Origin of the sequence: Pseudomonas helvetica (assembly GCF_039908645.1) — a bacterium.
In the GTDB taxonomy this organism is placed as follows: Bacteria; Pseudomonadota; Gammaproteobacteria; order Pseudomonadales; family Pseudomonadaceae; genus Aquipseudomonas; species Aquipseudomonas helvetica.
On sequence record NZ_CP150917.1, the window covers coordinates 448,524 to 475,274 of the forward strand.

Genomic DNA, 26,751 nt, shown 5'->3' on the forward strand with positions numbered 1-26,751 from the left:
TTGTCAGCGGCTCACGCGTATGTCGGCCGGGTCTTGTGCGGTTCTTGGCCTCCATAGTTGAAAGCTTCGGCTCCATACCACGAACTCAGCAGTCAGTGCTTTAAAGGCTTCGAGAATCGGCTTGTTCACGGCCCAGTTGCCGTGGCGATTTTGGTACACATGAGCTTCGCCGAACATCAGACGGATCTCCCGCGCGGCGACAGCTTGCGGCAGATAGTCTTGTTTACGGTATTCGGCCAGCATCCATTGGGCGATGCGCATGTCTTCATCTGTCCAAGTAATGACGCGGATTCCTGCTGAGGCCCCTTGGGTCACAATTGCTGATCGGGACGGAAGAGGTGTTGATCGAGAATGCGTTCAACCTGTTGCGGCGTCTTGCACGAGAACCACAGGTTAGCTGGGTAAATCACCATGACCGGGCCGTGGTCGCAGCGACCCAGGCAGCCCGATGCGTTGGCGCGCGATGTTCCTGGCTCACCCACTTTGGCGAGCTTGCGTTTTGCTGCGCTGAGCAGTTCATGAGCGCCTGAGCCCGAGCAACTACGGCGGCCATCGGGGCGCAAGTTGGTGCAAATCAGCACATGGTGCTCGTAGGCCAAGGTCGGATTTTCTGCGTTATTCATAGGTGGTCACGACCGCTGTTCAAACGTTGTCGGCAGGAACCGCGACTTTCGATGGTTCCAGATTGAGGGCGAGTACGCTCATCAGCACAATGACCGTTCCGACGATCACCATGGCCGAAGGGCGTTCGCTCAGAACCAGTGAGGCCATCAACATGGCTGTGGGCGGTATCAGGTAAAGTGAAATGGAAGCGCGGCTCACATTGCTGTGCGCCAGTACGTATGCCCAGGCGAGGTACGCAAGGGCACTGGGGAAGATGCCCAGAATGAGTACCGCCAGATTGACCGAGGTTGAGGCATTTTGCGCTGCGCTCCACAGCCCTGGGACATATACAAGCAGCAGTACCGTGCCCGACCAGATGGTGTAACACACCATCATCAGCCCGTCATAACGATAGGAATGGCGTTTTTGCAAAGCGAAATACAGACTCCATGAAAACGCCGCCAGCAGGATCAGCAGCCCGTGTGCGTCCAGCTCACCAAAACCACGGTCCCCGGTGACTACCACAGCGGCGCCGAGCAGGCCGCACAGCACACAGATCCATTGCCAGCCGTTGACCCGATCCTTGAACGCGAAATGCGCCAATAACGTGCTGAACAGCGGCGTGGATTGTGCCAGTACGCTGGCGGCCCCAGCGCTAACACCTCGTTGGCCGTAGTTGAGGGCTATGTGATGCAGGCTGACAGCAAAAAATCCCAGCACCGCCAGCAGCGGCAGGTCTTTCAGGCGTGGCAGGGAAATACGCATCACAGATGCGACTCCGGCCATGAACGTTGAGGCGATGAGGAATCGCATCAGTGCGAGATGACCGGGTTCGTAAGCCTTTAGTCCGATGTGGATTCCAATGGGGGAATAGGCCCAGCAAAGAATTACAAATATCGCCGCCAACGTGATTTTTAAGCTGGGCCTTGTATTCATCAAATCGTCATCTTGGAAGCAACACGACTTTGCACGCTGGGCATGGCACGAGCTATTCCGTTCCAGTATTGCTCAGTGATGTCCAGGAAGCGGTTGAACGAAGCGCGGACTTCCTCTATGTGCTGGTCGGTGGTGCATTCCTGGGTGGCGGCTTTCACGGCCTGGATTTTGTGTTCTTTTTCCGCATCCCCGATGTGGATGTAGAAATACTCGCAGTGCTCATGAAAGTCGTCGTTATTGGCATACAGATGCTTATAGTTGCGCGCTCCTTCGTACAAACGGGTGAGCATCGAATAGGCCAGCCACTCCTGAGCCAATAATGTGCCGAGCACGTGGCGCGGATTGTTGTGGCCACCGTCGGTGTAAAGACTCAATTGTTCGCGACTAAACGTGTGGGTACTTTCCAGCACAGGCAAGGCCATGAGTTCGTCCATGCTGTATGGCCGATCAGCAAGACGGCTGAGAAGGTCGATCAGATAACTTTCCAGCAGGGCGAGGTGGGCCTTTTCCGGGTTACCGTAGCCCATCTCGGAGTACAGGTTTTTGACGATTTCGACCTGAGCGTACAAGTCGTCCGTACCCACAAATGACAGGGCAACCATACGAGAAGTCTGCGTCGTACGGGCCAGGTAGTTTTGGGCGAACACCTCAACGTCGCCGAGGGAGAGTGTGCCTCCCATCCATCGTTGGTAGAACGTGTTATTCAAGGCGTTATGGGTGAACACGCTTTCGGCGAGGCACTGGATTTTGCGCTGAGATAACTCCATAAGAACTCCTGTTCATCGGGGAAATGAAGGCGCGATGGCATCCCTGCAACGTGCGCCGGTTGAAGTATCAAAAACACGCAGTCTCACTACAAGTGACTTAAACTGACCCATGCATTCACTTTGGGTGAGCTATGGAATTGTCCCAACTGCGCATGTTCAAGACGGTTCACGATTTCGGCAGCATCGCGCACGCCGCCGAGTTGCTGCACTGCGTGCCGTCCAATATCACTGCACGCCTGAAGTCCCTGGAGCGTGAGCTCGGCACACCGCTGTTTTTCCGCGATGGTCGAGGGTTGCGGATCACTCCTGCTGGGGAGGTATTTCTCGAGTACGCGACGAAAATCCTGTGTTTGGCTGATGAAGCCCGGCGCGCGGTAGCGCCCACCCATACGCCTGGCGGTCCCCTGCGCATTGGCGCCATCGAGTCTAGTGCTACGGGACGGTTGCCCCGGTTATTGGCCAAGTACCATGCGCTGTACCCGCAGGTGTCACTGGAGTTGAGCACCGGCACCTGGGCTCAACTGCTGGACGATACTCAGCAGCACCGGCTTGATGGGGTGATCGTGGCGGTGAACATTGAACGCCCCGGTCTCAAGCGTGCAGTGATCTACCGTGAAGATTTAGTGCTCATCGCATCCGCGTCGCATGGGCCTTTACGCAAGGCAGCGGATTTACAAGGTAAGGAAGTTTTCATGTGGCCCCCCGGCTGTCCGTACCGGTTGGCACTGGAGCAGTGGCTGTTGCGCCATGATCAGGTGTTGCCGATCGTCAGCATTGCAAGCTATGGCACCATAGTTGGCTGTGTCAGTGCTGGTGCCGGCGTTTCGCTGGTTCCTCGCGGGATCTACGAGCAATACCGTCACAGTGCGGGTTGGCAAGGATATGAATTCCCGGACCTGACGAGTATTGACAACCTGTTTTACTGGCATGAAAACGCAGGTCGACACCCAGCCCGGGAAGCGTTTTTGGCACTACTGCAGACAGAGTTCGAGGGCCCAACTGCGTTGGAAGGGGACATCGATACGACGCAGCCTCCTGCAATACCCGCGTCTTGAATTACTGAGCCTTCGCCATATCCCCCTCAACGCAATCCCGTCCATGTTCGCCTCGGCGTGACATTTATAGGTCTTGGTATCGGGGGCTTCTTGACCTTGAAGTTTTAAGTTACGACCAACGCCGAAAGATCAGCGACGTATTAACCCCACCAAAGGCAAAGTTGTTGTTCATCACGTACTGGCAGCTCATCTCACGGAACTCGCCGCGCAGGTAGTCCAGTTCGCCGCAGCGTGGATCGATGTCGTCGAGGTTGAAGGTGTGCACGTACTCGTCACTGTTCATCATTTCGATGCTGAACCAGGACTCCAATGCACCGCAGGCGCCAAGGGTGTGACCGAGAAAACTCTTCTGCGAGCTGATTGGCATGTGGCTGCCGAACAGGCTGTTGGTGGCCAGGGTTTCCGCGATGTCGCCTTGCTCGGTGGCGGTGCCGTGACCGTTCACGTAGCCGATGGCCGAGGGTTCCAGACCTGCGTCTTCCAGTGCCAGCTCCATGGCTCGACGCATGGTGGTTTGTTCCGGGCGGGTCGCGTGCTGGCCGTCGGCGTTGCTGCCAAAACCAACGATTTCGGCGTAAATGTGCGCACCGCGGGCCAGCGCGTGTTCGAGTTCTTCGAGTACCAGCATGCCGCCGCCTTCACCGATCACCAGGCCATCGCGTGCACTGTCGTAAGGCCGGGGGCTGGTTTTCGGGGCGTCGTTTTTCAGGCTGGTTGCGTAGAGCGCGTCGAACACCATGGCTTCGGTCGGGCACAGCTCTTCGGCGCCGCCGGCGAGCATCAGCGGCAGGCGGCCGAACTTGATCGCCTCGTAGGCATAACCGATGCCCTGGCTGCCACTGGTGCAGGCGCTGGAGGTCGGGATCAAGCGCCCGGTGAGGCCAAAGAAAATGCTGATATTGGCCGCCGTGGTGTGCGGCATCATCCGCACGTAAGAGTTGGCGTTCAAACCTTCAGCCACCGAATTGAGCAGCATCTTGCCGAAGGCTTTTATCTCCTCGGTGCTGCCGGTGGATGAGCCGCAGGACACGCCCATGCGGCCGTCCTTGATCGACTCGTCACCGAGCAGGCCGGCATCGGCCAGCGCCTGTTCTGCCGCGCCGACCGCCAGCCGGGAAACCCGGCCCATGCTGCGCAATTGCTTGCGGGTCCAGTGGCTCGGGACGGTGAAATCATCGATGGGACCGGCCAGGCGCGTGTTCAGTTCGATGAAACGATCCCACTCGTCCATGCGGCGGATGCCACTGCGATTGGCCTTGAAGTTAGCGCGAATGGTCTCCCAGTCGCTGCCCAACGAGGTGATGCCGGCCATGCCGGTGACGACGACACGTTTCATCAGCACAGGCCTCCGTTGACGGCCAGCACCTGCCGGGTGATATAGCCCGCTTCGGCGGACATCAGGAAGTTCACCGCGCCGGCCACCTCTTCAGGGGTGCCCATGCGTTGTGCGGGAATCATTTTCAGCAGCTCTTCCACGGGGACGTTTTCGTCGAGCATCGCCGTGTCGATCAGCCCCGGCGCGACGCAGTTGACGGTGATCTTGCGTTTGCCCAGTTCGATCGCCAGGGCCTTGGCGGCGCCGATCAGCCCGGCCTTGGAGGCGCTGTAGTTGACCTGCCCACGGTTGCCGATCAACCCGGAAACCGAGGTGATGCACACGATCCGCCCGGCGGCGCGACGGCGAATCATCGGCATCATCACCGGGTGCAACACGTTATAAAAACCGTCGAGGTTGGTGCGCATCACCACATCCCAGTCGTCCTCGCTCAGGGCCGGGAAGGCACCGTCGCGGGTCAGGCCGGCGTTGAGCACCACGCCGTAATAGGCGCCGTGGGTTTCCACGTCGGCTTCCAGATGTGCTTTGCAGCTGGCGCGATCCGACACGTCGAATTGCAGGATGCGCGCACGGCGGCCCAATGCTTCGATTTCGGCCTGAACGGCTTCGGCGTCGCTGCGACCGCTACGGCAATGCAGCACCAGATCAAAGCCGGCCTGGGCCAGGCGTAGTGCGATGGCGCGGCCGATGCCACGGCTGGAACCGGTGACCAGTACGGATTCAGTCAAGACTGGACTCCAGTAGTGCTAGTAGAAGAGTGGGATTCATGTAGGTAGTGAGCCGACTGAGGTGGGCAGAACACATTCAGACGGGCCGTGGCATGAATGCCGGGTGCCGTCAGGTGGCATTCGAAAACGCCCATGCCGTTGTCGTCTTCGAGCGAGCGCAGGGCGTGGATCGTCAGTTCGCTGCCAACCGGGAAGTGTTCCACATTACATTCAAATTTACGCGTACCGAGCAGGAATCCAAGCTCAACCGGATTGCCTCGCTCGCGTGCGCGACAGCCGGCGTACGCTGCCACGCTTTGCGCCATCAGCTCGATACCGACCCAGGCCGGCAAACTACCGTCGGGCTGGTTGAACAGGCCACCGGGCTTGACGGTGAGGCGGGTGTGAATCTGTTCTTCGTCGAACGACAGCACGTGATCGATAAGGATCATGTCACCCGCGTGGGGCAGCAGTTCGGCGAGAGGCCAATCAATCATTGGGCGTCTCCGATAATCAGGCTGACGTTGTTGCCACCAAAGGCAAAGGAGTTACTCATCAGGCAACGTGCAGTACGTTGTTCCAGGCGATCAGCAGCGGTCACAAAACTCAGCGCTGGCAGCTGCGGGTCGGGCTGGCCGTCCCAGATCTGCGGTGGCAATGCGTGTCGGGTATTTTCGCGGCTCAGGCTCAACCAGCAGAACGCCGCTTCCAGCGCCCCGGCCGCGCCAAGGGTGTGGCCGGTCATGGGTTTGGTTGAAGAGCAGGGCACGCCCGCCGGGAACAGGCTGTTGACCGCCAGGCTTTCCATGGCGTCGTTGTGTTGGGTGGCCGTGCCGTGCAGGTTCAGGTAGTTGATCCGCTCAGGCACTAAACCGGCGCTGCGCAGGGCCTTGTTCATCGCTTGCAGGGCACCGCGCCCGCTCGGTTCCGGGGCGGAAATATGGTGCGCGTCGGAGCTGGCACCGCTGCCCAGCAGGGCAATCGGTTGGCTGCTGCCGAGGTGTTTGCTCATCAGGAAAAGTACCGCCGCTTCGCCTATGTTGATGCCGTTGCGATTGACCGAGAACGGATTGCAGCGCTGCTCGGACACCGCATCCAGCGCCGAGAAACCGTTTAGGGTCAGTTTGCACAGACTGTCGACGCCGCCGCACAGCACGGCATCACACACTCCAAGGTCGAGCAAGCGCTGGGCACTCAACAAGGCGCGGGCGCTGGAGGTGCAGGCCGTGGAGATCACGTAGGCCGGACCGCTCAGTTGCAGCCAGTCGGCGAGGAAGTTCGCCGGGGCGCCGAGTTCCTGTTGCTGGTAGTCGTAGCCAGGCGGGAACTGACCGTCGCGGATGTACTGGGCAATCCCGCGACTGGCTTCGTCGATGCCCGAGGTGCTGGTGCCCAGGACGATGCCGATGCGTCCACGGCCATAGGTTTGAATGGCCTGTTCGATGTCTTCGCGGATTTGCAGCGCGGCGTCCAGCAGCAACTGATTGTTGCGGGTGTTGTGCTGGTTCAACGCCGCCGGGATCGCGGGCAACTCACCGTGTACCGCCGCCACCGGCAGCGAACGCTCAGGCACCCAGCCGGCCTCGACACGGATCCCCGAGCAGTCGCCGGCAAACAGCTTGCGGGCCACTTCGTGTTTGTTATGGCCCAGGCTGCAGATCAGCCCGAGGGCGTTCAGGTAGGCCGTCATGGTGCGGTCTCGGCGGTCAGCGGGGTAACGTGATAATTCAGCTGTTCGGGCAGCGTCAGCACGAAGTCCGACGGGGTTCGATACAGCACCTGCCAATGCGGTGTCAGCGAGCGTAAAGCGGCATGACGCCGGGCAGCAGGATAATTATTGAGCAACTCGGCCTCCGGTGTCAGGGCGAACAACAACGCCGCAAACAACTGGCGCGCTTCCGGGTTGGGCGGCAGCAAGCCGTCGGCCTGCCACTGGTTGTCGATCAGGCGCTGGCGAGCCACAGGAATGCCCAATGGGTCCATCAGCGACCAGCGAATACCGGCACCTTCGCGCTGGATCACCAGCAACCAGTCCTGGCGCTGATCGGCCCGTTGCCGCTCGACATGCAATTGCAGCGGCAAAGCCAGTGTCGGGTTGCGCTCGGGCAGCGGCGGCTGGCTGGCGCAAGCGCTCAGCAGCAAGGCACAGCACACGAGCAGGAGGCGAATCATTAGTGCTTACCTTCGAGCGGTTTACGGGCAACCACGTTGACCAGGGTTTCTTCCCGTTGGCCAACCGGTTTTGGGCGGCGCAGTCCAAAGCGTTCGAGCAGACCGAAGTCCTTCGCGCGACTCCACCACAGATAAGGGTAGGACACGTTTTGCGGGCCGAATTCAAAACCCTGCCGGCGAATCATCTGCAAATACCCGTCGGCGCTCTTTTGCACGTGCATCGGGTGGCGGAACAACCAGCGAATCACCCAGGTGTCGATGTAGGCTTCGGTGGACTCGGCAAACATCAGATAGCCGCCCGGCTTGAGCACCCGATAGAACTCGGCGAGGGCTTGCTCCTGTTCCACGAGGTGGTGGAAGGTCTGGTGGCAGAACAGCAAATCGACGCTGGCGTCCGGCAGCTTGAGGGTCGCGCAATCGCTCCCGATCAGTTCGACATCGATGTTCTGGCGCTGTGCCTCTTCGCCGCTGAGCATCAGGCTGTGTGGGTCGGCGTCGAGGCCGATCAGCCGTTGCGGGGCAAACACCTGATACAGGTACTGGAACGACTTGCCCTGACCGCAACCGGCATCCAGCAGTACCGGATGGCTGGGCAGTGCTTCGCTGAACAAGCTGCGCAGGTCGTTGATTGCCACCCGCAGCACGTGGTGCTGCCAGGTGAAGCTGCGCAGGAACCAGAACCCGAAGCGGGTTTCTTCGACGTAACTGTCGCTGAGATAGTGTTGTTCGGTGTCACTCACGTTGCATCACTCGCACAAATTTCCGAGAGCATGCGCAACCGGCGCTTGGGTTCGCTGACGAACGGATTGCGTTCGTCCCAGGCGTAACCGGCGAGGATCGCGCTGATCATGCGGCGGATCTCCGGAGCGCTGCCAGGATGGTAGATCACATCCTGGAAGGTCCCGGCATACCAGCCTTCGACGTAGCAGCGGAAGGTGTCGACACCTCGCTTCAGTGGCACGGCAAATTCGCGTTGCCAGTCCACGGTTTCGCCTTGCAGTTGGCGATGCAGAACGCCGGCGGCCATGCTCGCCGAACGCATGGCGATGGTCACGCCGGAGGAAAACACCGGATCAAGGAATTCTGCGGCGTTGCCGAGCAAGGCGAAGCCCGGGCCGTGCAAGGTTTTGACGTTGGCCGAGTAGCCGCCGATGGTCCGCGTGGGCGTGTCCCAATGGGCGTTTTTCAGCACCTTGGCCAAGCTCGGGGTTTCGGCGATGAAGCCACGCAGGCATTCGTCGAGATCGTCGCCGCGGCCGTCGAAGTGTTCGGCTGCAGCAACCACGCCCACCGAGCAGCGACCCTGGCTGAACGGGATGGTCCAGAACCAGATGTCGCGCTGGGTCGGGTGGGTGGTGATGAGGATCTTTTCACGGTCGAAGTGCGGGCCGTCGATGTGGTCTTCGATGTGGGTGAACACGGCCTGGCGCAGGGGGAAGTTCGACGGTGCTTCAAGGTCGAGCAGGCGCGGCAAGACGCGGCCGTAGCCGCTGGCATCGAGCACGAAATCTGCTTCGAGATGGTATTCGCTGCCGTCTTCACGGCGAGCACTGAGCTGGGGTTTCGCCCGCTCGAAGTTGGCACTGATGATCGTCTCGCCGTAACGGATTTCCACCCCTTGCAGCGCTGCCTGATCGGCCAGCAGTTTGTCGAAATCAGCGCGCTGGACCTGAAAGGTGGTCGGCTTGCCGTTACTGAAGGTGTCGCCGAAATCGAACGTGCTGTAGCGCTCGCCCCAGGCGAACGCTGCGCCGTTTTTCAGCTGGAAGCCGGCGGCTTGTACCGCTTCGAGCATGCCGGCTTCTTCGACGAAATCCAGGCAGTGCGAGAGCAGGCTTTCGCCGATCGAAAACCGCGGGAAGTGCTGACGTTCAATGATCAGCACGTCATGGCCGTTACGCTTGAGCAGCGCGGCGGCGATGGCGCCCGATGGGCCGGCACCGATGACGATGACCTGGCGACGTTCCGTATCAACTGTTGGCACTGGAGCTCCTGGCCGGGGCGGCGAGCGGTGAGGGGATTCGGTGCACGCCGGCGAGTGCCGGCAGCAGTGTTGCGATCAAACCCATCAGCATCAGCGCGAAATACAGCGCGGGACTGATCAGCTGTTGTTGCAGCAGCAGATTGAGAAAGACGATCTCGCTCAAGCCGCGAATGTTCAACAGCAGACTTTCGCGCCAACGGTTGGCGCCGACAAACGATGTTCCGGCCCAACCGAGGCCGAGCCAGTTACCCAGCAGTTTGCTGGCGATAGGAAACACCAGCAGCGCACCGAGCTGCATCCAGCTGAGGCTGTCCATGGCGCTGTGCACGTTGATCTGCACAATGCCGAAGGTCAGGATCAGCGGGATTGCGATGCTGTTCTGCAAGCGACTCATCCAGGCTGCCGATAACGGTAGCACCAGCGGTAGTTTGAGTGCAGCCATGCACAACAGATAACCGATGCCGAAAATCAGCGCATTGAGTTTGAAGTGTTCCGCCACCACCAGCAGCGCAAAGAAGCCCAGGCTGTGCAGCAGCGGCTGACGCAACCCGAGCACACGCAGCAGCAACGGCAGGCAGGCGCCGGCCAGCGGCAGCAACAGGCTGCTCAGGTCCAGGCTGCCTTGGGCGAAAGCGAACAGGCTCCAGCAAGTCAGGTCGATGAGGATGGCGGTTTGCACCAGTCGGCGGGTCGCGGCCGGTGGATAGTTGATGTGCCGCAGGTACAGATACAGCACCGGAATCGCCGTGATCGCGAACAACAGGCCGACCGCCAGTGAGCTCAACCATGGCTGATCCGGCAGCAACCAAATCGCTGTCGCCAGACCACAGGCGAACGGAATGCCGAAACTCGGCAAGGCGATTTTCAGGCTCTGACGGTCCAGCTTCAGGTCGATCACGTCGCTGAGGATATGCCCCAGCAACAGCGCGAAACTCAGGCTGTAGAGGTTTTTCAGCCAGCCCGGCGAGACCAGTTCGGCGCCGCTCAACTGCCAGTACGGTTCAATCCAGAAATACATCAGCAGCGGCAGGCCGAAGGTCGCCAGCAGCAACTGGCTGACAATCGGGATCAAGCCAAAATGACGCCCAACGCGCGTCGCTACGGCGAACAGCGCCAAGGCCAGCAGCCAGAACAGCACGGTCATCATGCTGCCGGCTCTACGACGGGCGCGGCATGCGCCGAAGGTTTGGCCCACGGCGCAAGGATGAAGCTGAAGGCCAGCCCGAGGCTCACCGAAAGACCGAAGTTGCTCACCGCCGGGGTGCTGGAAATCGCCAGCAGACCAAACGACAGCCACGTGGTCGCCGCCGCCAGCAGCGTGCCCAACAGGCTCACGGCGGCCCCGCCGATCTGCTCGCGCATGAGGATCGCGTAATCGACACTGATCGCTGTCACCAGCAGCAACCCGAACACGCTGAACAGCGTCAGCGGCTGCCCCAGCCAACCGAGGCTGGCCAGGCTGCACAGGGCCGCCAGTAATGGTAGCGCGACGAGCCGCAGGGCGCCGCCAAAACCGAAGGGCAGAATCAGCAGCAACACGATCAATGCGCAGGACATCAGTTTCAGTTCAGCCGCGCTGATCTGGGTGGCGGCGAAGACCTTGTTCAGGTCGTCCAGACGATCCACCAACTGCACACCCGGCAAATCCAGTGCTTGCACCCGCAGCAGCGCGGTATCGTTCAAGCCTTGCAAGCTGACCATCGCCGCCACGCCGCCATCCGAGGTGCCCAGCCACAGTGGGCGCCACGGCTCGGCCAACGGTCCGACCAGCGCTGCGTCGATGTCTTCGACCGGCAAGGCCTGCAACTGCGTCAGTTCGGTTTGCAGTGCGGTGGCCGGGATGCCGAGGTCGAGCAACGGCTGCCAGAATGCCGGGAGTTTATTCAGCGCTTCGCGAACCTGTTGCTGCTCGGAAGGCAGGCTGACCAGTTGGCTCAGCGCCAGGTAGCCTTTGAGCTTGTCCAGATTGACCAACTGATCCAGGCGGTCGCTGAGGGCTTTCTGGCGCTCGAGCAATTGCTGCTGGTTGGCCGCGCGCACCAGGAAGAACTGGCTGGTGGGTTGATAGCCGGTGATCCGCGCAATGGTCTGCGCTTCGTTCATCAATTGCGGCGGCGCACTGACCCACTGACGGATGTCGTTTTTCGTGGTCAGGTGCCACAGGCCGCCCGCACAGAAGGCCAGGACCAACACCAGCAGGACCGAACTGCGTACGCGTTTGAGCAGCGCTGCACGCACGTTCACCAAGAACTCGGCCACCCGCAGCGGCCACTGCGCGGGTCGCAGGTCCGTGCCCTTGAGCAGCGCCGGCAACAAGCACACCGCCGACAGGTAGGCGCCAAGCAGACCGGCGGCAGAGAACACGGCAATCTGGGTCAGCGCCGGGAACGGTGTCCAGGCCAGTGCCAGATAACCGATGCAACTGGTGGCCAGGCTCAGGGTCAGCCCCGGCAAGGTCAGGCGCAGTGCGGGCCAGCTGTGCCAGGGTTTCAGGCTCCAGCTCTTGGACAGGTAATGCAGCGGGTAGTCGACGGCGACGCCGATCAGGCTCGATCCCAGCACCAGGGTCATCACGTGCATATGACCAAACAGTGCGACGCAGGCCACCGCACCAAACAGCATGCCGACCAATACAGGGATGAAGGCCAGCAGCACGCGAAATCTGCGGAACGCCAGCAACAACAGCAACAGGATGCCGACGGTTGCACCACCGCCGACCCAGGTAATTTCGCGGGTCGCTTGCTGTTGACCGTTGGCGGCGTACAGCAGGCCACTGGCGGCGAGTAGTTGCACGTCGGCCTGCGCCGCTTCTTCGCGGCTGTGCTTGAGCAGCTCGGCGACCTTCAGCGGCAGCTGCATGTCGAACGCGTTACCGCTGGTGCGGGCTCGCAGCATGACCCAGCTTTTGCCGTCAGCATCAGCGACCAATGTGCCGCTGCCAATGTCCAGTTGCACTGAACCATGCTGCGGCTGGCTGTTTTGAATGCGTCCGGTCAGGCCCAGCCAGTCGTCCTGGCTCGGCACCAGGCTGAAACCGGTAAAGGGGTCGAACAGCGCTTGTACGCGCTGCTGGATGAACGCTTGCGGTTGTTCGATCAGTTGTTGCCGATCGGCTGCCGAGAGCATCGCCAACCGACCTTGCAACAGCTGTGCGCGCAACGCAGGCAAGTCGGCTTGCAGGTTCCATTGGACTTTCTCGAACAGTCCACTGGCCAGCCATTGTTCGCCGAGCTTCTGCGTCATAGCGATTGCTTGCTCGCGATTAGTGTGGCCGACCAGCACCAGCATTTCGCGGTTCAGCGGTTCTTGCATGCGCTGTTCGGCCTTGAGCTCCAGCGCATCCGGCGCGGTGCCCGGTACCAGATCCATCAGGTTGGCCGACAGCGGTGCGCCGTCGTGCCATTGCCAACCGGCGAGTGCGAGCACCGCCAGCAGCAGGGTCAGAAATAGCCGTGGAAGCCTCCGTTCACTCGGCAAAGTCATGTTGCTCCGCATCGCTCAATGGGGTGGCGCTGGTGGTGTCCTGCATGCGCAAAACGGTGCTGTCGCCCTGGGTTTCCAGCAACTCGATGCGCTGCACCAGTTCACCTCCGTCGATGTTGATCTGATTGAACACTTGCTTGAGCAGCATCGAACGCGGGGTCAGTGTGAGTTTCCAGTTGTGTGCTTCGCCGCTCAGCGACAGCTCGAAATCCCGTTGCAGCCCGCTGCTGTCGCCTTGCAGTACCGCGAGGAAGATGCGGTTCTGCTCGGCGCCGGCACTTTTGCCCGGCAGCATTTGCCAGCCACTGCTGTCACGCCGCGCGATGCCCTTGGTGCTGATCCGGTAATCCTGTTGCAGCGGCGTCTTGAGCAGCCACAGCAAACCGTGATCCTTGGCCAGTACGAACGAGCCCTTGCTGGTCAGTGGTTGCGGCAGGGCACGCAGGTGTTTTTCCTGAATGAAACTGCCGTGGATCACGCTGGGTTTGGCCAGTTGATCGCTCAGCTGTTGCAGGTCGAAGGCGTTAGCCAGCGATGAAAAACCGAGCAGCGCTATCAGTATCACCACAACCTTGTAGCCGCAGCGTGTGGCGAGGGCGCTTGCTCCCGCTGGAGTGCGCAGCAATCCCCAACCCAGACGACGGCATTTCATCGGGGGGATCGAGTCGTCAGATTTACGGGTGCTGCGCGCCCGAGCGGGAGCAAGCTCCCTCGCCACAGGGCAGTCATCAAGTCGATTGGTGCTAAAGGTCATGGCAACATCCTCTCGACCGCATCGGTAAACACCTTGGGCGACGCCAGTTGCATCTCGCGGCTGGCGACGTGCACGGCAACCTGCACCGAGCTTGCGCGGGTCAGGCGTTCACCGGTGGCGAGGTCGCTGATCAGGTAGCTGATCTTCAGGCGATTTTCCCATTCCACCAGACTGGCGCGGACGTTGAGCATCTGGCCGAACACCGCGCCGCGCACATAACGCAGTTGCAGGTCGATCACCGGCCACGCGTAGCCGGATTCCTGCATGGCGGTGTAGTTGTGGCCGAGCTGGTCGAGCAGGGCGCAGCGGGCGACTTCCAGGTACTTCACGTAATGGCCGTGCCAGACCACGTTCATCGAATCGACGTCGAAGAACGGCACGAGGATTTGCGTATCGGCGTGAAGCACTCCCTTGCTACGCATGCAGCCTCCAGTGTTGTTCGGCGATGCGTTGCAGACACAGGCGCAATTCACCTTCCAGGGCGCGGTCTTCAATGACCGGCGCGAAGTCCTTGGCGAGCTCTGTGTGCATCGCCGCCAGCGCCGGCGGCAATGGCCGGGCATCTTCTGCCTGGCTGCGCAACCAGACCCCTTGATTGGCCGCCAACAGCGTCGCGGCGGCAACCTGTTCGGTCAGCTCCAGCACGCGGATCGCATCGCGGGCAGCGATGGTGCCCATGCTCACTTTGTCCTGGTTGTGGCATTCGGTGGAGCGTGAGAACACGCTGGCCGGCATGGTGTTTTTCAACGCTTCGGCGGTCCAGGCGCTGGTGCCGATCTGCACCGCTTTAAAGCCGTGGTTGAGCATCGCGCGCTCGGCGCTGGCGCCCGACAGGTTGCTCGGCAAACCGTGGTTGTAGCGTTCGTCCACCAGCAGCGCGAGCTGACGGTCGAGCAGGTCGGCAACGTTGGCGACGAGGTTTTTCAGGCTGTCCATGGCGAAGGCAATGTGCCCGCCGTAGAAGTGCCCGCCGTGCAGCACGCGTTCGGCTTCGGCGTCGATGATCGGGTTGTCGTTGGCGCTGTTGAGTTCGATCTCGATGAACGAACGCAGCCAGTTCAGGCTGTCGGCCAACACGCCGAGCACATGCGGCGCGCAACGCAGCGAATAGCGGTCTTGCAGACGATGCAGCGGCGCGGTCGGGGCGTCGATTGCCAGATCCTTGCGCAACCACGCGGCCACTTGCATCTGGCCCGGGTGCGGCTTGGTGGCGAACAGGCGCTCGTCGAAGTGCTCCGGGTTACCTTGCAGGGCAACCACGTTCAGCGCAGTGATGCGCGTCGCCAGTTGCAGCAGGTAGTCGGCACGGGCGTAAGCCAGGCAGGCGAGGCCGGTCATTACCGCCGTGCCGTTCATCAGCGCCAGCGCTTCCTTGGGCCGCAGCACCAGCGGCTCCCAGCCGAGTTCGCGATGGACGTCGGCAGCCTGCCGGCGCTCGCCCTTGAACAGCACTTCGCGCTCGCCGGACAAGGTCGCGGCGACGTATGACAGCGGTGTCAAATCGCCGCTGGCACCCACCGAACCCTCTTCCGGGATCAGCGGCAGAATGTCGTGTTCGAGGAAGGCGTGCAGGCGCTCCAGCAGCTCGATGCGAACCCCGGACACGCCGTGGCACAGCGACTGCAAACGCGCCGCAAGCACCGCGCGGGTCGCCTGGGCGTCGAGCAGTTTACCCAGGCCGCAACCGTGAAAGGTGTACAGATGACGCGGCAGCGCTTCGACATGATGCAGCGGCACCGCGACCACGCAGGAATCGCCGTAACCGGTGGTCACGCCGTAGATCACGCCTTCCTTGTCCAGCAACGAATCGAGAAACCGCGCGCCCTTGGCGATGCGTTCACGGTATTCGCTGTCGTTTTGCAGTTGCACGGGCGCCTGACGGTTGGCCAGGGCCAGCACGTCTTCGATGCGCAAAGGGAGTTCGCCGAAGGTTACCGGCTCAAGCAGATGCGTCGTCATCGGTCTTCCAGAATGGGTAAAAGTTGAACCATTGTTGGGGCGCTTCAAGGCAGCACTGGCCGAGGCGTTCGGCATAGCGCGTGGCCCAGTGGTGAATCACTTGCTCGCGGTCGCTGCGCTTCCATACCACCGCATCGGTGAAGGGCTCGATGATCAGTCGATAGTCACCGGCTGGTTTCTTCAGGCACATCAGAAAATTGACCGGGCACTTCAACAGGCCGGCCAGCAGCCACGGACCTTGGGGGAACGCGGCCGGATGACCGAGGAAGTCCACCGTCACGCTGCGTCCGCCGTGCAGCGGTACGCGGTCGCCGGCAATCGCCAGCCACTCGCCGCGTTCCAGGCGCTGGCTCAGTTGCAGCATGATCACCGGGTCCAGTTCGCTGACCTGGATCAGCCGCAGATTGGTCGCGCCGGCTTCGCCCAGCAGGCGATTGAAACGCTCGGCGTGCTTGGTGTGCACCAGCACGTTCATGGTGACCCTTTCACCGAGTTCGGCGAGGGCTCGGCAGACTTCGAGATTGCCCAGGTGAGCGCCCACCAGCATCTGCCCGCGTGAGCCGCGCAATTGATTGCGCAACAGCGCCGGGTCGATGATTTCGATCTGTTCGATGCTCAACTTGCCGTTCCACACGTCGAGCTTGTCGAGCATGGAGTCGGCGAAGGCCATGAACTGGCCAAACACCCGCCAATGAGACGGGCGCAATTCGCTGCGGCCGCTCCAGTCGGCCAGGTGCTGCTGGTATTGCCAGGCGCTGTGGCGGGCGCTGCGACCGAACAGGAAAAAGTACAAGACGATGCCGTACAGCAGCGGGCTCAACAGCCGACGCCCGAGCACTTTTGCGCAGAGTGCGGTGAATTTCATCAGCCAGAAACTGCCGCGTTCCTTGTGATCGGCCCAGTGCTCGTTGTCTGCATTGATGCTCATGTTCGCCACCGTCGCCAAAGAATGACCGGCGCCCGTAACAGCATGCCGAAGAACAGGCGGGTGTGCATGCTCGTAATCAGCACATTGTCGCGAAACAGACGAAAATGCGAGACGCCATCCAGGGGGTAGTGAACCTTGGTGTGCAGCCAGCGCATCGGCAGATTGCGCCAGGCCAGGCGCACGATGATGTCAGTGTCGAAGTCCATGCGATTGCCGATCTTCACCGAATTGATCAGCGCCAGCGTCGGCGGCAACGGGTAGAGGCGAAAACCGCACATGGAGTCGCGAATCTGCAACGAAAGGGTGTTGATCCAGACCATCACGTGCGTCAGGTAGCGGGCATACAAACGGCCCTTCGGCACACTGGCGTCGTACAGCGGGTAGCCGCAGATCAGTGCGTCGGGATGGGCGCGTGACTGCTCGATGAAGGTCCGAACGTCACTCAAGTCGTGCTGACCATCGGCGTCCACCTGCAAGGCGTGACTGAAGCCCAGGCGCGAAGCTTCGCGAAACCCGCTCATGACCGCGCCGCCCTTGCCCTGATTGACGGCGAGTTTGATCAGGAAAACCTGGTCGCGCCGGGCCAGTTGCTCCAGTACCGCGGCACAGGCCGGACTGCTGGCGTCATCCACCAGAATGCACGGCAGATGGTTGGCGAGCAGCGCGTCGACCACGTTGGTGACGGCGGCTTCGTGGTTGTAGACCGGGATCACGGCGCAGGGGTTATGCATGTGTTGTCCCTTGCTCGGATTCATTGTGGCGAGGGAGCTTGCTCCCGTTCGAGTGCGAAGCGCTCGCAATCAATCCTGCGGACGAAACCTGGCAGGCCGCATTGGAGGGTTTTGGGGCTGTTGCGCCCGAGCGCGGACCGACCCGCGGGAGCAAGCTCCCTCGCCACAGATGCATAACTTTAGACATCTGCGGCCTCCAGTAAAATTCGTCCACTGGAGCAGGTAGCCGTCTCATTGCGATAGGCGAAATACAATTTGCTGCGCAATGGGTCGAAGCGCAGATGCAGCTGGATTTCATCGCCGGGGCGCACCAGTTGCTGGAACTTCAGCACTTCCATGCCGGCAAACTTTATCGGCAGCTCCATCAGCTGCCGACCCAGGTTCAGCGCCCATTCGACTTGCACCACGCCCGGCAATACAGGCGTTTGCGGGAAGTGGCCGCTGAAGTAGGCAAGGTCCGGCGGCACCGCCAGTTGCAGGCTCCACTCGCCATCGGCTTCGACCTGTTCCAATACATGCGGCGCCTTTGGACGGGGCGCCAGCAGCAGGGCTTCAACGTCGGCTTGCGGCAGTTTGCCCTGGGCGTTCAGCGGCAGTTGACGCAACAAGCGCCAGCGGCGCGGCAGGGCCAGGGTTTCGCAATGTTGACTCAAGTGCTGACGCAGTTCCTGGGTCAGGGTACGCCGGCCTTGGTTGCGCAACGCGTGCAGACCCTGTTCGCTCAGCACCAGCAAGGCTCCCAGCGAGGCCCGGTTCTCCTGAACCACGCCGAGGCGCGCTTCGGCGACCCAGTCGTGAGCCATCAGCGCCTGTTCCAGCATCGGCAGCGAGATACGTTTTTCTTCCAGCTTGACGATCCGGTCCAGCCGTCCAAGCAGTTCGAAACGACCGTCGGCGGCGATGTGCGCGGCGTCGGCGGTATGTTCAACGTGGTCGACCGGCAAGTACGGCGAGGCGATGAGCAGGGCCCCGTCACTGTCCTGACTCAGCACGACATCGGCAAAGGGTTGCCAGAGATCGTCGCCCTGACGCCAGGCAATGCCACCGGTTTCCGAGCTGCCGAGAATCTCCGTCGGCCATTGTTGCAGGCGTGCGTGCAAGCGTTGCGCCGCCTCGGCCGGCAACGCGCCACCGGAAGAAAACACTCGGCGGACTGCGCTCAAGGCCGGCCAATCGAGGTTGTCGCCCATGCGCTTGAGCAGCGCCGGGCTGGCAACCCAGGCGAAGGCTGGATGTTCGCGACTGGTGCGCTGCAGGTCTTCCGGGAACGCCAATTGCCGGCGTACGAACGGACGCCCGGCGCACAGCGGCCACAGCACCCGAAACAGCAATCCATAGATGTGCTGGGTGCCGACGCTGCCGATGATGCAGGCGTTGCCCAGGTCCGCGCCCCACAAGTGCTCCAGCGCCTGAACTTCATTGGCCAGTTGCCGCAGGGTTTTCTCGATGCGCTTGGGTTCGCCGCTGGAGCCGGATGTGCACAGGCTCAGGTGGCAGTGATCGAGATCCAGTTCGGCGGCAGCCAGCGGCGCCTGCTGGAAGTCAGTCAGCTGTGCGTCGTCTGCCAGATCGGTCAGCCACAGATCGACCGCCGTCGACCAGCGCAGACGGGTTTGGGGTTGCAGATCGGCAGGCAGCAGCACGCTGACCCCGGCACGCCAGGCGCCGAGCAGGGCAATCGCCAGTTGCGCAGCATCTTCCAGGTGCACGGCAATACGCGTCACACCTTGTGCTTGCAGGCCAGCGGCGAGGCGCAGGGCCTGCTCGCACAGGTCGGCGTGATTGAGCGCCGGATCCGCCGTGACGGCGCGCGCAGGTAGTGCCTTGAGCAACAGTTGCTCAAGTTTTATCCAATTCATGGGTGGCCTCGTACCCGTTGTCGTATGAGCCATTCAATGGCAAACAGCAAACCCATTAACCCGTAGGAGATCAGGCCGGTGTACAACATCCACCAACTCAGCGGCGCCCAAAGGGTCAGGGCGGCGGCGAGCAAACCGTTACAGAGGAAAAACACGCTCCAGGCGATCGTCACCTGGCGGGTATAAACAATGGCCTTGTCCGGCAGATGCGGTTCGCGCAAACGCGCCAGCCGCTCGATCATCGGTTGCCCGAACTTCAGGCTCAGGCCAAACAACGCCAGCATGAAACCGCTCATCAGCACCGGGTACCAGCGCAGCAACACAGGGCTGTCGAACAGCGCCAGCAGCAGGCAAAAAGCAATGGCAACCACCGCCATCCAGACGCTGCCGGGGCGTCGCTCGCCCAGCAGCGCACGGGCCAGCCACAATCCGCCCAGCAACAGACCGAACTGCCACGGGGCAAAATGTTCCATGCCGAAATACACCGCAAAGGGGTACAGCAGGCCCGCCAGCAGCAGGCCGAGGCCGATCAGTCGGCTCATGCGGCCGGTTGAACCAGACGGTAGACCGCCTCGACCACGTCGCTGACGGTACGTACCGACTTGAACTCTTCGGCGGCAATTTTCTTGCCGGTCTGGCGTTTGATGTGATCGATCAGGTCGACGGCATCAATGCTGTCGATTTCCAGGTCCTGATACAGGTTGGCGTCCAGGGTCACGCGTTCGGGTTCCAGCTCAAAGAGTTCGACCAGGGCATCACGCAGGGTGTTGAAGATGTCGTCACGAGTTTGCATGGTCCGGTCTCAAGCTGCCTGTTTTGCAGTGACGAACGCCGCAAGGCTCGCCACGTTGGTGAAGTGACCACGGGTGTCATTGGCATCGGCGTCGATTTTGATGCCGTACTTTTTCTGGATCGCCAGGCCGAGCTCCAGCGCGTCGACCGAGTCCAGGCCCAGGCCTTCGCCGAATAGCGTCTGCTCGTCGCCGATGTCCTGCACGCCGATGTCTTCGAGGCCAAGGGCGTCAATGATCAACAGTTTTATCTCAAGCTTCAGATCGCTCATCTTCGGCGAGCTCCTTAATAAAGTAATGGTGAAAATAATCGTTGAGCTTGCGCGAGGCCTGAGGTGCAGGGCCCAGCGCTGCGAAGGCCTGTGGGTCTATATCGGCCCCGACACGGAAACTGAAGTGCACGCGACGTTTGGGGATCCGATACCAAGGCTCGGCCTTGGTCAGGGTCGTGGGGCTGACCTTGATGACCACCGGGGTGACGATTCTCGCACCGCGCAGGGCGATTGCTGCCGCGCCCCGATGAAAGGCCGGCGGTTGGCCGGGTTGGGTGCGGGTGCCTTCGGGAAAGATGATCAGGGTCTGGTCGCTTTTCAGCGCGTCGGCAGCAGCGTCGAGCATGTCCATGCTGCCGTCGTTGCTGATGTACCCGGTGCGGCGTAGCGGGCCGCGAGTGAAAGGATTTTCCCAGAGGCTTTTCTTGACCACGCAGTTGGCATGGGGCACCAGGCCGATCAGGAACACGACATCGATCAACGAGGGATGATTGGCAATGATCATCTGTCCCGGACGGCCGAGTTTTTCCGCACCCTGGATGTCGTAGGTCAGCACGCCTGTGCGGGCCATGAACCGGACAAAGGAGCGGAATATCCGGCTGACAATATGCCGCGTTCGTTGTCGATGGGCCTGGGCATCGCCCGGCAGGCAGCCGAGCACCGGGAGAATCACCAGCCGCAGGCACAGCCCGCCCAACCCGAAGAGGGTGAAACTCAAGGCAGTGGCCAGCAGGCGCCAGTAATAGGCGTCGCGGTTTTTATCGGTTACTGGTTGCGTTGCCAGGTCCATACACGATTTTTCCAGGCATGTTGGCAGGTGGTCTGCTGGCCGAGCAGGGTACTCAACAGATTCAGCGCATGGGGCCAATGGGGTTTGGACAACGTATCCGAGGTGCTGTTCAGAGACAGCTGCCACTGATTTCCGGGTGTGATCAACAGGCCGACCGCATACGGGAACGGCACATCGTCGATCCAGGTCGAGTAGGCTTGCGGCGGTTGCTCTTCGGTAATCACCAGCAATACCGCCGGCGCGCCTTCCTCAAGCAACGCGGCGGCCTCTAGCATGCCGTGTTCAAGGCCATCGCCGGCCGCCGCGAGGGCGGTCATCTCGCTGGTTTCGCCGCGCATGATCGACCACAGGCCGATGACGGCGTTGTGCACCGACAGACTGAACTGAGTCGGCGACAGCGGCTGATCGGCGGCCAGGTCGTTGAGAATCTCGAAGGTGCGCGGAGTTTCGCCGTGACGAGAAATGAAGACCAACGGTAGCTGTTCGTGACCCTCGGCCAACGGCCAGCCGACACTAAAGGCCATCCGCGCCAGACGGCTGAGTCGCCGACGCTGCATGGCCGGCAAAAACGATACGTCGGGGGCGGCATCGCTGTTCTCGAGCACGACCGGTTGTCGGCTCCAGGCTTGCCAATCGTCCACGCTTTCGAGCCCAGGGGCCCAAGCGCGCCATTGGGCGATATTGAATTTGATCACTGAAAATTCATCCCGCCCCTGCGGGCTTCCTTGACGCGGTGAGTCGATTGACCGGCGACTGACCCGGCATGACGCTACCGCCGAGTGGCGCGCATTATCCCGGTGCGGCGGGCTTTCAGCAAATACTGGCCCCATTTTGTTCGGTGTGCCATGCCGTTTATCCGCGAAAAAGCTGTCGTTTTGCCATTATTCGGTTTTTTACAGACGTGTCTGTCAGTTGATTCATCACTCAAAGGGCGAAGTCGGTCGTTTTTTTGCCGAGATTGCAGCTGACCGTGCAGTCTGACTGCCAACGAGGTAGCGAAGCTGCGGTGTCGACAACTACACTCGGTCATTCTTTGATACACGGAGGTTTTGACATGCGGCGTGTGGTGTTCAATCAGAAAGGTGGCGTGGGCAAATCCAGTATTGCCTGCAATCTGGCGGCGGTCAGCGCCAGCGAAGGCTATCGCACGCTGCTGGTGGATCTCGATGCCCAGGCCAACTCCACTCAGTACCTGACGGGTTTGACCGGCAACGACATCCCGATGGGCATCGCCGACTTCTTCAAGCAGACCCTGTCGTCCGGGCCGTTTTCGAAGAAAAACCAGGTCGATATCTACGAAACCCCGTTCGACAACTTGCACGTGGTCACTGCCACGGCCGAGTTGGCTGACCTGCAGCCCAAGCTTGAGGCAAAACACAAGATCAACAAGCTGCGCAAACTGCTCGACGAACTGGCCGAAGACTACGACCGGATCTACCTCGACACCCCGCCAGCGTTGAACTTCTACGCGGTGTCTGCGTTGATCGCCGCCGATCGCGTGCTGATTCCCTTCGACTGCGACAGCTTCTCCCGTCAGGCGCTGTACGGCCTGCTGGCGGAAATCGAAGAGTTGAAGGAAGACCACAACGAAGAGCTGCAAGTCGAAGGCATCGTGGTCAACCAGTTCCAGGCCCGCGCGAGCCTGCCGCAGCAGATGCTCGACGAACTGATCGCCGAAGGCCTGCCGGTGCTACCGGTGTACCTGGGCAGCTCGGTGCGCATGCGCGAATCCCACCAGGCCAACATGCCACTGATCCACCTCGACCCCCGGCACAAACTGACCCAGCAGTTCGTCGAACTGCACAACCTGCTGGAAAACACCTGACAGCCGCCCACTGAACACGGTCCCCTGTGGCGAGGGAACTTGCTCCCGTTGGGCCGCGAAGCGGCCCTAAAATCTGACATTGCGGTTTGTCTATTAAGTCTCAATCGTCGACGTTACGACTGCTTCGCAGCCGAGCGGGGTCAAGCCCCCTCGCCACAAAGTTCTGAGCTGAGCCTTCTACTTCAGGTCATCAAACTCCCTGACTACGCAACCAGCTCATCAACTGCGGCAGCGGAAACGCCCCGCTCTGACGCGCCACTTCCCGGCCGTTCTTGAACAGAATCAAACTCGGAATCGAACGAATCCCCAACTGCGCCGACAACTGCTGATTCGCCTCGCTGTCGAGCTTGGCCAACCGACACTTGCCCGCCAACTGCCCCGCCGCCTGCTCGAACACCGGCGCAAACGACTTGCACGGCCCACACCAATCCGCCCACACATCCACCAGCAACGGCAGATCACCCTTGATCTGACTGGTGTAATCGCCTTGCGTCAGCTCGAAGGGTTTGTTCAGCAGGACCTCGGCTTTGCAGCGCCCGCACTTGGGATGATCGCCCAGGCGCTCGGCGGGGATGCGGTTGAGGCCGTTGCAATGGGGGCAGGGGATCAACAGGGGTTCAGACATGAAAGGGCTCCTGAAAGTGGGCAATGCAACCAATCTGGAGCCGAGGCCGTGGATTATCAAGGTGTGCAGGCGAGTGCAAAAAAATGGGCGACCCCAAGGTCGCCCGATGACGTTCAGCATGTCGCAGCCATCGCCAGGGCGAATGTTTCCAGCAGTTGGGTGGCGCTGCGGATGCGGAAGGCCACTGTTTCGCGCAGCACGTCGAGCGGGGCTTCGGTGTCGATCAGCGGGGAAGGGACGTTGCAGTCCAGGCCGGTGATAGGCATCTATCGAGACTTGGGGAACTCTCCATTCGATAAAACAGCGCGGCCCGTCAATGGACGGCGGACGGATTGAGCCGGCTGCCCGCCGAATCGGGCAGGTCGAGGTTCTCCAGCGCTCTGTTCACCAGCAACTCGCCCAACACGATCATCTGTTGAATGCCCAGCGCCACGTTGCGGTGCGCGCCTTCAAGCTCAAAGGCCAGGTCGGTGGTCATCGCGTTCAGCGAGGCCAGGATTTCGCTGGTGTGGATTAGCAGGGTTTCGGTGTCGATGTTGGGGGTAACGGTGAAGATGGGGCTGGGACGTTGGGTCGGGTTTGGGCTGTCGAGGGGATCGGTGACGGTGAGGCTGAGTGGTTTGAGGGCGATCTTTTTCATGGTGAAGCTCCCTGAGCTATGGAGCCGCATAGCGGCATTTGCATGCCTTGATACTGTTCAGTCTGTCAAAACTGGCCGCTGAGTTTGTGGCGACTTGTGAAGACTATCCGCGTGGTCGATTTGGGACAAGTTCATCCAAGGCGCTACAGCGTGCGGGAAATGTCCTAGGACGGTTTCTTTTTGGGGGGTGTCCCGAAAATAAATCCGTGGCCCTTTCTTGTGGGGGTGTCAGAAATTTTGTGTTCGGGCATAACATGAGCAAGAGGTGCATGTATGCCAACCAAAAAGAAACCTGCGTTGCGAGAGCTGCCGAAAATCCCGAAAGAGCTGCTCGAGCAATTCACCGATGGACCGATGACCGCTGAAGCCATCGAGGACGCGTCTGCGGCGTTCAAGAAGGCTTTGATCGAGCGAGCCCTGAGTGCTGAGCTCGGGCATCACTTGGGCTATCCGCCGGGCGCGCAGCGTCCAGAGGATGAAACCAATCAGCGCAACGGCAAAAGCGGCAAGACGGTTCTAACCGGCGACGGCCCGCTCCGACTGGATATTCCTCGCGACCGGGACGGCAGTTTTTCCCCTATCCTGATTCCCAAACACGAGCGCCGCTACACCGGGTTCGATGACAAGATCATCGCCATGTATGCCCGTGGAATGACTGTCAGAGAGATCCGTGCGTTTCTTTCAGAGCAGTACGGTACTGACGTTTCTCCCGACTTCATCAGCTCGGTAACCGACGAGGTCATGGCAGAGATCGGTGCATGGCAACAGCGGCCTTTGGAGCCGATGTACCCGGTGATTTTTTTCGATGCTCTACGGGTCAAAATCCGCGAAGAGGGGCTGGTTCGCAACAAGGCGATCTACTTGGCCCTAGGTGTTTTGCCTGACGGAACACGCGATATTCTCGGCATTTGGATAGAAAATACCGAGGGCGCCAAATTCTGGATGAAGGTGTTCAACGACCTCAAGACACGCGGCGTCGAAGACGTGTTGATTGCTGTGACCGATGGCCTTAAAGGCATGCCAGAAGCGCTCAACGCCGTATTTCCAGACACGACACTGCAAACATGCGTTGTCCATCTGATCCGCAACAGTCTTGATTACGCAGCCTGGGATAAACGCCGCGAACTGGCCAAGGCGCTCAAACCGATCTATCAGGCAGTCACCGCCGAAGCGGCTGAGCAGGCGCTGGATGCGTTTGAAAACGGGCCATGGGGCAAGCAGTATCCGACGGTAGTGGCGGCTTGGCGCCGCGCTTGGGATCGTGTGATTCCATTTTTCGTGTTCCCGCCGGCGATCCGAAAAGTGATCTACACGACTAACGCCATTGAGAGCATCAACGCTCAGCTGCGCAAGATCATCAAGACCCGCGGCCACTTCCCGACCGACGATGCGGCAACGAAACTGATCTGGCTTGGGCTACGCAATATCACCGCAAACTGGGGCTCAGCGGCACATGACTGGAAAAGCGCGATGAATCAATTTGCGATTCTGTACGGAGATCGATTTATCAGGCCGACCTGGTAAAAGCACGGCCTGCCTGACGGCAGGCCGTTACCGGCCCGCACACAAAATATCTGACAGTCCCTTTCTTGTCCCTGATGAGTGAATCTAAAAACTCATGTCAGCTTCAATGTTCTCTTCATAAGTAGAGAGCAATTTCATAATGCTTTCGTTGCCGGAATATTTCTCTTTCAACTGCTTCAGTTTTTGGTCTGTGCCCTTGCAGTATTTATTGATATCGCTGATGACACGGTTGAGGTTGCCTGGGTCGGCGGGGTCCGGCTCAGGGATGTCGCCGCGTAGAGAGTCACAGTTATCTCTACTTTCGATGTAGCTGGATACGTCGGTCGGTACGGAGCGGTGCTTTTCCGTTTCGCAAGAATTAGAATTTGGCTCTATGCCGTATCCAAGGTTTAAGTATAAGTGACCGTTCAATATTCCATTTTTTCTTGAGAAAAGATGGATGCCTTCTTGGCTTAAACAGGTGCTGATTATTGTACGTTGACCCTTAACCTCAACCGCTGTGGCGCCATTTTCATTTGCGTTTTTGCCAGCTACAGCTATGCCGATAAAAGGTTCTTTATATTGAATGTCGAGCCCGTAGACGTGCATGTTGGACTCGTTGAGCAGGTCGGTTACATCGCCCGGTTGCCGTTTTTCTCCATTTGACTTTGTTAACTTGCAGCAAGCAGCGGTTCCGTTGGTTTTAGGGAACTGGACTGAAATGGCTTCGCCGATTGCAATTTTCTGAGTGGTATATAAATAGGTCTTCCTGTCCGGATCATTTTTAATGAATCCAAACCCGATATTTTGGGCAGGTGCTGATGTTGAAAAAATGCTTAAAATGATGAGTAGAACGTGTTTAATGTCCATCTGGTGACCAATGTGGTGGGTCGGAAAAAGTTTTTAACTCCATAATGTAGCACCTATGGGGTTTAAGTCGCTTAAGTTTTTAATAAAAATAGAGGGGCCAGAAGCATCTATGATTGTTTTTCACGGAAAAAGTGGGGGGCGGATTTATTTTAATTGGATTT

31 protein-coding genes are annotated in these 26,751 nt (G+C 60.1%); 3 read left to right on the top strand and 28 right to left on the bottom strand.

The annotated features are described in order from the left end of the window. Window positions 1-3: 3 nt before the first annotated feature. The 4 genes from AABM55_RS01985 to AABM55_RS02000 are packed head-to-tail and all read right to left on the bottom strand — an operon-like array spanning window position 4 to window position 2,306. Window positions 4-261: a hypothetical protein gene (locus AABM55_RS01985; RefSeq protein WP_347928681.1), complete on the bottom strand. Its 258-nt coding sequence runs from the start codon at window positions 259-261 to the stop codon at window positions 4-6. A gap of 50 nt (window positions 262-311) precedes the next feature. Next, entirely contained in the window at window positions 312-623 is a 312-nt protein-coding gene (locus AABM55_RS01990; RefSeq protein ID WP_347928682.1) for a (2Fe-2S) ferredoxin domain-containing protein, read from the bottom strand. A 19-nt stretch (window positions 624-642) separates the two neighbouring features. Continuing rightward, complete coding sequence (locus tag AABM55_RS01995; RefSeq protein ID WP_347928683.1) at window positions 643-1,539, bottom strand: DMT family transporter; 897 nt, start codon at window positions 1,537-1,539, stop codon at window positions 643-645. Next, window positions 1,539-2,306 (bottom strand): iron-containing redox enzyme family protein, encoded by a 768-nt coding sequence (locus AABM55_RS02000; protein ID WP_347928684.1) that lies wholly within the window; start codon window positions 2,304-2,306, stop codon window positions 1,539-1,541. The genes AABM55_RS01995 and AABM55_RS02000 overlap by 1 nt, the downstream gene beginning before the upstream one ends. 131 nt (window positions 2,307-2,437) lie before the next feature. On the opposite strand from AABM55_RS02000, the gene AABM55_RS02005 reads away from it, so the two are divergent. Beyond that, complete coding sequence (locus tag AABM55_RS02005; protein WP_347928685.1) at window positions 2,438-3,361, top strand: LysR family transcriptional regulator; 924 nt, start codon at window positions 2,438-2,440, stop codon at window positions 3,359-3,361. Window positions 3,362-3,470: 109 nt separating this feature from the next. Here AABM55_RS02005 and AABM55_RS02010 read toward each other — a convergent pair whose 3' ends face one another. The 20 genes from AABM55_RS02010 to AABM55_RS02105 form a co-directional block, all read right to left on the bottom strand. Next, complete coding sequence (locus AABM55_RS02010) at window positions 3,471-4,697, bottom strand: beta-ketoacyl-ACP synthase (protein ID WP_103317137.1); 1,227 nt, start codon at window positions 4,695-4,697, stop codon at window positions 3,471-3,473. Then, window positions 4,697-5,425: a 3-oxoacyl-ACP reductase FabG gene (fabG, locus tag AABM55_RS02015; RefSeq protein WP_054595253.1), complete on the bottom strand. Its 729-nt coding sequence runs from the start codon at window positions 5,423-5,425 to the stop codon at window positions 4,697-4,699. The genes AABM55_RS02010 and fabG overlap by 1 nt, the downstream gene beginning before the upstream one ends. Further along, window positions 5,422-5,901, bottom strand: a complete 480-nt coding sequence (locus AABM55_RS02020) for a hotdog family protein (RefSeq protein ID WP_103317142.1) — start codon at window positions 5,899-5,901, stop codon at window positions 5,422-5,424. The genes fabG and AABM55_RS02020 overlap by 4 nt, the downstream gene beginning before the upstream one ends. Beyond that, the gene (locus AABM55_RS02025) at window positions 5,898-7,094 is read right to left on the bottom strand and encodes a beta-ketoacyl-[acyl-carrier-protein] synthase family protein (protein ID WP_347928686.1); all 1,197 of its coding nucleotides are present in this window, start codon (window positions 7,092-7,094) and stop codon (window positions 5,898-5,900) included. The genes AABM55_RS02020 and AABM55_RS02025 overlap by 4 nt, the downstream gene beginning before the upstream one ends. Beyond that, window positions 7,091-7,576 carry a DUF3261 domain-containing protein gene (locus AABM55_RS02030; protein ID WP_123581977.1) on the bottom strand — a complete coding sequence of 162 codons (486 nt, stop codon included), beginning with the start codon at window positions 7,574-7,576 and terminating at the stop codon, window positions 7,091-7,093. Before AABM55_RS02030 ends, AABM55_RS02025 begins: the two co-directional genes overlap by 4 nt. Then, complete coding sequence (locus tag AABM55_RS02035) at window positions 7,576-8,316, bottom strand: class I SAM-dependent methyltransferase (RefSeq protein WP_347928687.1); 741 nt, start codon at window positions 8,314-8,316, stop codon at window positions 7,576-7,578. Before AABM55_RS02035 ends, AABM55_RS02030 begins: the two co-directional genes overlap by 1 nt. Continuing rightward, on the bottom strand, window positions 8,313-9,560 hold the full coding sequence (locus tag AABM55_RS02040) for an NAD(P)/FAD-dependent oxidoreductase (protein WP_347928688.1): 1,248 nt from the start codon (window positions 9,558-9,560) through the stop codon (window positions 8,313-8,315). Before AABM55_RS02040 ends, AABM55_RS02035 begins: the two co-directional genes overlap by 4 nt. Next, window positions 9,547-10,707: a sodium:proton antiporter gene (locus AABM55_RS02045; protein WP_347928689.1), complete on the bottom strand. Its 1,161-nt coding sequence runs from the start codon at window positions 10,705-10,707 to the stop codon at window positions 9,547-9,549. Before AABM55_RS02045 ends, AABM55_RS02040 begins: the two co-directional genes overlap by 14 nt. After that, window positions 10,704-13,043, bottom strand: a complete 2,340-nt coding sequence (locus AABM55_RS02050; RefSeq protein WP_347928690.1) for an MMPL family transporter — start codon at window positions 13,041-13,043, stop codon at window positions 10,704-10,706. Before AABM55_RS02050 ends, AABM55_RS02045 begins: the two co-directional genes overlap by 4 nt. Next, the gene (locus tag AABM55_RS02055) at window positions 13,027-13,611 is read right to left on the bottom strand and encodes an outer membrane lipoprotein carrier protein LolA (RefSeq protein WP_347929987.1); all 585 of its coding nucleotides are present in this window, start codon (window positions 13,609-13,611) and stop codon (window positions 13,027-13,029) included. Before AABM55_RS02055 ends, AABM55_RS02050 begins: the two co-directional genes overlap by 17 nt. Before the next feature lie 182 nt (window positions 13,612-13,793). After that, complete coding sequence (locus AABM55_RS02060) at window positions 13,794-14,219, bottom strand: acyl-CoA thioesterase (RefSeq protein ID WP_347928691.1); 426 nt, start codon at window positions 14,217-14,219, stop codon at window positions 13,794-13,796. Next, window positions 14,212-15,756 (bottom strand): aromatic amino acid ammonia-lyase, encoded by a 1,545-nt coding sequence (locus AABM55_RS02065; protein WP_347928692.1) that lies wholly within the window; start codon window positions 15,754-15,756, stop codon window positions 14,212-14,214. Before AABM55_RS02065 ends, AABM55_RS02060 begins: the two co-directional genes overlap by 8 nt. Further along, window positions 15,737-16,684 (bottom strand): glycosyl transferase, encoded by a 948-nt coding sequence (locus AABM55_RS02070; RefSeq protein WP_054595262.1) that lies wholly within the window; start codon window positions 16,682-16,684, stop codon window positions 15,737-15,739. The genes AABM55_RS02065 and AABM55_RS02070 overlap by 20 nt, the downstream gene beginning before the upstream one ends. After that, window positions 16,681-17,415, bottom strand: coding sequence for a glycosyltransferase family 2 protein (locus AABM55_RS02075; protein ID WP_054595263.1), 735 nt, complete (start codon window positions 17,413-17,415; stop codon window positions 16,681-16,683). The genes AABM55_RS02070 and AABM55_RS02075 overlap by 4 nt, the downstream gene beginning before the upstream one ends. A gap of 179 nt (window positions 17,416-17,594) precedes the next feature. Beyond that, window positions 17,595-19,274, bottom strand: coding sequence for an AMP-binding protein (locus AABM55_RS02080; RefSeq protein ID WP_347928693.1), 1,680 nt, complete (start codon window positions 19,272-19,274; stop codon window positions 17,595-17,597). Further along, complete coding sequence (locus AABM55_RS02085) at window positions 19,271-19,816, bottom strand: hypothetical protein (RefSeq protein WP_054595265.1); 546 nt, start codon at window positions 19,814-19,816, stop codon at window positions 19,271-19,273. Before AABM55_RS02085 ends, AABM55_RS02080 begins: the two co-directional genes overlap by 4 nt. After that, complete coding sequence (locus AABM55_RS02090; RefSeq protein WP_216742922.1) at window positions 19,813-20,067, bottom strand: acyl carrier protein; 255 nt, start codon at window positions 20,065-20,067, stop codon at window positions 19,813-19,815. The genes AABM55_RS02085 and AABM55_RS02090 overlap by 4 nt, the downstream gene beginning before the upstream one ends. A gap of 9 nt (window positions 20,068-20,076) precedes the next feature. Next, entirely contained in the window at window positions 20,077-20,337 is a 261-nt protein-coding gene (locus AABM55_RS02095; protein WP_054595267.1) for a phosphopantetheine-binding protein, read from the bottom strand. Next, complete coding sequence (locus AABM55_RS02100; RefSeq protein ID WP_054595268.1) at window positions 20,318-21,127, bottom strand: 1-acyl-sn-glycerol-3-phosphate acyltransferase; 810 nt, start codon at window positions 21,125-21,127, stop codon at window positions 20,318-20,320. The genes AABM55_RS02095 and AABM55_RS02100 overlap by 20 nt, the downstream gene beginning before the upstream one ends. Next, the gene (locus AABM55_RS02105; protein ID WP_054595269.1) at window positions 21,103-21,822 is read right to left on the bottom strand and encodes a beta-ketoacyl synthase chain length factor; all 720 of its coding nucleotides are present in this window, start codon (window positions 21,820-21,822) and stop codon (window positions 21,103-21,105) included. The genes AABM55_RS02100 and AABM55_RS02105 overlap by 25 nt, the downstream gene beginning before the upstream one ends. Before the next feature lie 359 nt (window positions 21,823-22,181). Here AABM55_RS02105 and AABM55_RS02110 point away from each other — a divergent pair, with 359 nt between their 5' ends. Beyond that, window positions 22,182-22,952 (top strand): ParA family protein, encoded by a 771-nt coding sequence (locus AABM55_RS02110; RefSeq protein WP_054595270.1) that lies wholly within the window; start codon window positions 22,182-22,184, stop codon window positions 22,950-22,952. Window positions 22,953-23,142: 190 nt separating this feature from the next. On the opposite strand, the gene trxC is transcribed toward AABM55_RS02110, so the two are convergent. From trxC to AABM55_RS02125, 3 genes are all read right to left on the bottom strand, one after another. Next, complete coding sequence (gene trxC / locus AABM55_RS02115) at window positions 23,143-23,577, bottom strand: thioredoxin TrxC (protein WP_347928694.1); 435 nt, start codon at window positions 23,575-23,577, stop codon at window positions 23,143-23,145. 113 nt (window positions 23,578-23,690) lie between these two features. Beyond that, window positions 23,691-23,843: a hypothetical protein gene (locus AABM55_RS02120; RefSeq protein WP_347930110.1), complete on the bottom strand. Its 153-nt coding sequence runs from the start codon at window positions 23,841-23,843 to the stop codon at window positions 23,691-23,693. Between the two features lie 47 nt (window positions 23,844-23,890). Next, entirely contained in the window at window positions 23,891-24,217 is a 327-nt protein-coding gene (locus AABM55_RS02125) for a DUF6124 family protein (protein WP_347928695.1), read from the bottom strand. Between the two features lie 273 nt (window positions 24,218-24,490). On the opposite strand from AABM55_RS02125, the gene AABM55_RS02130 reads away from it, so the two are divergent. Then, a complete protein-coding gene (locus tag AABM55_RS02130) occupies window positions 24,491-25,741 on the top strand; it encodes an IS256 family transposase (RefSeq protein ID WP_347927428.1) in 1,251 nt (416 codons plus the stop codon). A gap of 84 nt (window positions 25,742-25,825) precedes the next feature. On the opposite strand, the gene AABM55_RS02135 is transcribed toward AABM55_RS02130, so the two are convergent. Next, window positions 25,826-26,590: a hypothetical protein gene (locus tag AABM55_RS02135; RefSeq protein WP_347928696.1), complete on the bottom strand. Its 765-nt coding sequence runs from the start codon at window positions 26,588-26,590 to the stop codon at window positions 25,826-25,828. Window positions 26,591-26,751 lie beyond the last annotated feature (161 nt).

What these genes read in the sequence shown, in the direction of transcription:
- AABM55_RS02045 (WP_347928689.1), bottom strand. Translation starts at nt 10,707, where the DNA reads ATGATGACCGTGCTGTTCTGGCTGCTGGCCTTGGCGCTGTTCGCCGTA.
- AABM55_RS02020 (WP_103317142.1), bottom strand. Translation starts at nt 5,901, where the DNA reads ATGATTGATTGGCCTCTCGCCGAACTGCTGCCCCACGCGGGTGACATG.
- AABM55_RS02090 (WP_216742922.1), bottom strand. Translation starts at nt 20,067, where the DNA reads ATGCAAACTCGTGACGACATCTTCAACACCCTGCGTGATGCCCTGGTC.
- AABM55_RS02005 (WP_347928685.1), top strand. Translation starts at nt 2,438, where the DNA reads ATGGAATTGTCCCAACTGCGCATGTTCAAGACGGTTCACGATTTCGGC.
- AABM55_RS02065 (WP_347928692.1), bottom strand. Translation starts at nt 15,756, where the DNA reads ATGACGACGCATCTGCTTGAGCCGGTAACCTTCGGCGAACTCCCTTTG.
- AABM55_RS01990 (WP_347928682.1), bottom strand. Translation starts at nt 623, where the DNA reads ATGAATAACGCAGAAAATCCGACCTTGGCCTACGAGCACCATGTGCTG.
- AABM55_RS02085 (WP_054595265.1), bottom strand. Translation starts at nt 19,816, where the DNA reads ATGAGCCGACTGATCGGCCTCGGCCTGCTGCTGGCGGGCCTGCTGTAC.
- AABM55_RS01985 (WP_347928681.1), bottom strand. Translation starts at nt 261, where the DNA reads ATGCGCATCGCCCAATGGATGCTGGCCGAATACCGTAAACAAGACTAT.
- AABM55_RS01995 (WP_347928683.1), bottom strand. Translation starts at nt 1,539, where the DNA reads ATGAATACAAGGCCCAGCTTAAAAATCACGTTGGCGGCGATATTTGTA.
- AABM55_RS02075 (WP_054595263.1), bottom strand. Translation starts at nt 17,415, where the DNA reads ATGCATAACCCCTGCGCCGTGATCCCGGTCTACAACCACGAAGCCGCC.
- AABM55_RS02000 (WP_347928684.1), bottom strand. Translation starts at nt 2,306, where the DNA reads ATGGAGTTATCTCAGCGCAAAATCCAGTGCCTCGCCGAAAGCGTGTTC.
- AABM55_RS02050 (WP_347928690.1), bottom strand. Translation starts at nt 13,043, where the DNA reads ATGACTTTGCCGAGTGAACGGAGGCTTCCACGGCTATTTCTGACCCTG.
- AABM55_RS02060 (WP_347928691.1), bottom strand. Translation starts at nt 14,219, where the DNA reads ATGCGTAGCAAGGGAGTGCTTCACGCCGATACGCAAATCCTCGTGCCG.
- AABM55_RS02135 (WP_347928696.1), bottom strand. Translation starts at nt 26,590, where the DNA reads ATGGACATTAAACACGTTCTACTCATCATTTTAAGCATTTTTTCAACA.
- trxC (WP_347928694.1), bottom strand. Translation starts at nt 23,577, where the DNA reads ATGTCTGAACCCCTGTTGATCCCCTGCCCCCATTGCAACGGCCTCAAC.
- AABM55_RS02025 (WP_347928686.1), bottom strand. Translation starts at nt 7,094, where the DNA reads ATGACGGCCTACCTGAACGCCCTCGGGCTGATCTGCAGCCTGGGCCAT.
- AABM55_RS02030 (WP_123581977.1), bottom strand. Translation starts at nt 7,576, where the DNA reads ATGATTCGCCTCCTGCTCGTGTGCTGTGCCTTGCTGCTGAGCGCTTGC.
- AABM55_RS02010 (WP_103317137.1), bottom strand. Translation starts at nt 4,697, where the DNA reads ATGAAACGTGTCGTCGTCACCGGCATGGCCGGCATCACCTCGTTGGGC.
- AABM55_RS02130 (WP_347927428.1), top strand. Translation starts at nt 24,491, where the DNA reads ATGCCAACCAAAAAGAAACCTGCGTTGCGAGAGCTGCCGAAAATCCCG.
- AABM55_RS02110 (WP_054595270.1), top strand. Translation starts at nt 22,182, where the DNA reads ATGCGGCGTGTGGTGTTCAATCAGAAAGGTGGCGTGGGCAAATCCAGT.
- AABM55_RS02100 (WP_054595268.1), bottom strand. Translation starts at nt 21,127, where the DNA reads ATGGACCTGGCAACGCAACCAGTAACCGATAAAAACCGCGACGCCTAT.
- AABM55_RS02080 (WP_347928693.1), bottom strand. Translation starts at nt 19,274, where the DNA reads ATGAATTGGATAAAACTTGAGCAACTGTTGCTCAAGGCACTACCTGCG.
- AABM55_RS02125 (WP_347928695.1), bottom strand. Translation starts at nt 24,217, where the DNA reads ATGAAAAAGATCGCCCTCAAACCACTCAGCCTCACCGTCACCGATCCC.
- AABM55_RS02120 (WP_347930110.1), bottom strand. Translation starts at nt 23,843, where the DNA reads ATGCCTATCACCGGCCTGGACTGCAACGTCCCTTCCCCGCTGATCGAC.
- AABM55_RS02095 (WP_054595267.1), bottom strand. Translation starts at nt 20,337, where the DNA reads ATGAGCGATCTGAAGCTTGAGATAAAACTGTTGATCATTGACGCCCTT.
- AABM55_RS02070 (WP_054595262.1), bottom strand. Translation starts at nt 16,684, where the DNA reads ATGAGCATCAATGCAGACAACGAGCACTGGGCCGATCACAAGGAACGC.